This is a genomic window from Stenotrophomonas sp. P5_B8 (assembly GCF_054049855.1).
Window position 1 is genome coordinate 1 of sequence record NZ_JBFULO010000408.1, and the last position, 3360, is coordinate 3360.

Annotated in this window: 3 protein-coding genes and 1 pseudogene; all 4 read left to right on the plus strand. The window is 66.9% G+C overall.

What is annotated here, in order from left to right; translation table 11 throughout:
• Positions 1-309 precede the first annotated feature (309 nt).
• Positions 310-1842 carry an L-piperidine-6-carboxylate dehydrogenase gene (amaB, locus tag ACXJKH_RS17195; protein ID WP_256773927.1) on the plus strand — a complete coding sequence of 511 codons (1533 nt, stop codon included), beginning with the start codon at positions 310-312 and terminating at the stop codon, positions 1840-1842.
• Positions 1842-2627: an SDR family NAD(P)-dependent oxidoreductase gene (locus tag ACXJKH_RS17200; protein ID WP_457321143.1), complete on the plus strand. Its 786-nt coding sequence runs from the start codon at positions 1842-1844 to the stop codon at positions 2625-2627. Before amaB ends, ACXJKH_RS17200 begins: the two co-directional genes overlap by 1 nt.
• Before the next feature lie 180 nt (positions 2628-2807).
• The gene (locus tag ACXJKH_RS17205; protein ID WP_457321145.1) at positions 2808-3092 is read left to right on the plus strand and encodes a DUF4190 domain-containing protein; all 285 of its coding nucleotides are present in this window, start codon (positions 2808-2810) and stop codon (positions 3090-3092) included.
• A gap of 7 nt (positions 3093-3099) precedes the next feature.
• Positions 3100-3360: pseudogene (locus ACXJKH_RS17210) on the plus strand (SAM-dependent methyltransferase); the annotation flags it as partial.

Sequence of the window (3360 nt, forward strand, 5' to 3'; positions counted from 1 at the left end):
GTCGAATCGAGGTCTTCGAGCACGTTGAGGCCGCCAAACAGCACGAATGGCAGACGATTGCCGACAACCACACCTTCCGCAACGGTAACGTTCATTCAGATTCCTGGGGGCGAACAATGGGCGACATTCTATCCGGTTGCAGGGGAAGAGCAGCCGGGCATGGCCCGGCTCTACCTGTTTAGGGCTACCGCGTACGCGCCGGGTGCAGCCGGGCATCGCCTGCGGCGACCGGGTAGAATCGGCGTTCTGCATGCCGCCCCCCACCCTGCCAGCGGCTGCGCCCTTTTTTGATACGCAACAGGAGTTTGCATGTCCTCTGAGCTGCTCAAGGCCCTTGGCCTGGACGCGACCAACGCTGGCACCTATCTGGGCAACGGCGAGTGGTCCACCGCCACCAGTGCCGGTGTGATCACCCCGATCAACCCGACCACCGGTGAAGCGATCGCCACCGTGCACGCCACCACCGACGCCGATTACGAAACCATCATCGCGCGCGCGCAGGAAGCCTTCAAAGTGTGGCGCACCACCCCGGCCCCGCGCCGTGGCGAAGCCGTGCGCCTGTGCGGCGAAGCGCTGCGCGCCAATAAGGATGCGCTGGGTTCGCTGGTCGCCCTGGAAATGGGCAAGAGCAAGCCCGAGGGTGACGGCGAAGTGCAGGAGATGATCGACATCGCCGACTTCGCCGTGGGCCAGAGCCGCATGCTGTATGGCTACACCATGCATTCGGAGCGGCCGGGCCACCGCATGTACGAGCAGTACCAGCCGCTGGGCCTGGTCGGCATCATCAGTGCGTTCAACTTCCCGGTCGCGGTGTGGGCATGGAATTCGTTCCTGGCCACGATCTGCGGCGACATCTGCCTGTGGAAGCCGTCCAACAAGACCCCGCTGACCGCCATCGCCTCGATGCGCATCTGCAATGAAGCGCTGCGCGACGGCGGCTTCCCGGACCTGTTCTTCCTCATCAACGATGCCGGCACCGAGCTGTCGCAGAAGATGGTGGCCGACAAGCGCGTGCCGCTGATCAGTTTCACCGGGTCGACCCAGGTGGGCCGCCAGGTCGCCGAGAAGGTCGCCCATCGCCTGGGTCGTTGCCTGCTGGAACTGGGCGGCAACAACGCCATCATCCTGGACGAAACCGCCGACCTGAAGCTGGCCATCCCGGGCATCGTGTTCGGTGCGGTCGGCACCGCCGGCCAGCGCTGCACCACCACGCGCCGGTTGATCGTGCACGAATCCATCCATGACGACGTGCTGGCCACGCTGATCAAGGCGTACAAGCAGGTGGAAGGCAAGATCGGCGATCCGACCGACCCGGCCAACCTGATGGGCCCGCTCAACAGCGACGGCGCCGTGCAGCAGTTCCTGGCCTCGATCGAGAAGGCCAAGGCCAGCGGCGGCACCGTGGAAACCGGCGGCACCCGCATCGACCGCGCCGGCAACTTCGTGCTGCCGGCCATCGTCACCGGGCTGAAGAACAGCGACGAAGTGGTGCAGCACGAAACCTTCGCGCCGATCCTGTACGTGATGAAGTACAGCACGCTGGATGAAGCCATCGACATGCAGAACGGCGTGCCGCAGGGCCTGTCCTCGTCGATCTTCACCACCAACCTGAAGACCGCAGAGCGCTTCCTGTCGGCGGCCGGCTCGGACTGCGGTATCGCCAACGTCAACATCGGTACGTCCGGTGCGGAAATCGGCGGCGCGTTCGGTGGCGAGAAGGATACCGGCGGTGGCCGCGAGTCCGGTTCGGATGCGTGGAAGGTGTACATGCGCCGCCAGACCAACACCATCAACTACTCCGACTCGCTGCCGCTGGCCCAGGGCATCAAGTTCGACCTGTGATGGCGGGCGCGTCCGAGACCGCTGCCGGCCCGCGCCTGGATTTTTCCGGGCGCCGGGTACTGATTGCCGGTGGCAGCAAGGGCATCGGGCGCGCGATGGCGCTGGCGTTCGCTGCGGCGGGCGCCCGCGTTTCGGTATGCGCACGCGGTGAGCAGGGGCTTGCCGCGCTGCGCGATGACGCCCAGGCGCTTGGCCTGGACGTGCATACCGCGGCTGCGGATCTGGCGGTACTGGACGACATCGGCCGCTGGCTGGCCGATGCGGCCGCTGCCCTGGGCGGCATCGATATTCTGGTCAACAACGCCACCGGCTATGGCATGGCCGACGACGAGGCCGGCTGGGAAGCCAGCCTCAGCGTCGACCTGATGTCGGCGGTGCGCGCCTCGCGACTGGCCCTGCCCTGGCTGCAGCAGTCCAGCGACGCGTGCATTCTCAATCTGGCCTCGATCGCGGCCCAGCAGCCGCGTCCGGGTGCCGCGCCGTATGCCGCGGCCAAGGCGGCGCTGATGCACTACACCACCTCGCAGGCGCTGGCACTGGCGCCGCAGCGGATCCGCGTCAATGCCATTGCACCGGGCTCGATCGAGTTCGAGGATGGGCTGTGGGCGCGCCGCCGTGAGCAGGATCCCACGCTGTACCACGGCACCCTGGCGAAGATTCCGTTCGGCCGCTTCGGGCAGCCGCAGGAGATCGCCAACGCCGCGCTGTTCCTGTGTTCGCCGCTGGCGGGCTGGATCACCGGCCACACCTTGAACGTGGATGGCGGCCAGGTCCTGATGGGCTGAACCCCCGCTTCGCCACGCATGTCATCGCCATCACGGAGGATGCCGGTGGGTGAGCGGGGTGCGCTGGACGCCGCGCGCCTTCGCTCGCACCGACCCGCGCAGGCGGTGCCGGCACCCTGCGGTCGATGGGATAAACCGGCCACAGGCACTATCATGGGCGCATTGCCTTGGAGGAACCGGATGAACCAGCCACTTCGACAAACCAGCGCGTTGGCGGTCGTCAGCCTGGTCATGGGCATCGTCGGCTGGACGCTATTGCCGTTCATCGGCAGCCTCGTTGCGATCATCACCGGGCACATGGCGCGCGCGGACATCCGCCGTCAGCCACAGGCGCTGGAAGGCGACGGGCTGGCGCTTACCGGCCTGATCCTGGGCTGGGTGGCGGTGATCGGCAGCCTGCTGGTGGTGGCTGGGTTCCTGTTGTTCTTCGGTGGACTGGCCCTGTTTGCCGCATCCCAATCGTGAGGTCTTCATGAGCGCATCGGACTCGACCGAACGCTTCAGCAGCCGGGTCGCCGACTACGTCCGCTACCGTCCCGATTACCCGCCGGCCCTGCTGGACTGGCTGCATCACGACATCGGCGTGGCCACCGAAACCCTGGTCGCCGACATCGGCGCCGGCACCGGCATCTCCACCCGCCTGTTCCTGGCCAGCGGCCACCCGGTGATCGCGGTGGAACCCAACGCGGCCATGCGCGCGGCCGCCGAGCAGTGGCTGGCCCCCGATTACCTG

Coding starts and splice junctions, on each gene's coding strand:
- ACXJKH_RS17200 (WP_457321143.1), top strand. CDS start 1,842: ATGGCGGGCGCGTCCGAGACCGCTGCCGGCCCGCGCCTGGATTTTTCC.
- ACXJKH_RS17205 (WP_457321145.1), top strand. CDS start 2,808: ATGAACCAGCCACTTCGACAAACCAGCGCGTTGGCGGTCGTCAGCCTG.
- amaB (WP_256773927.1), top strand. CDS start 310: ATGTCCTCTGAGCTGCTCAAGGCCCTTGGCCTGGACGCGACCAACGCT.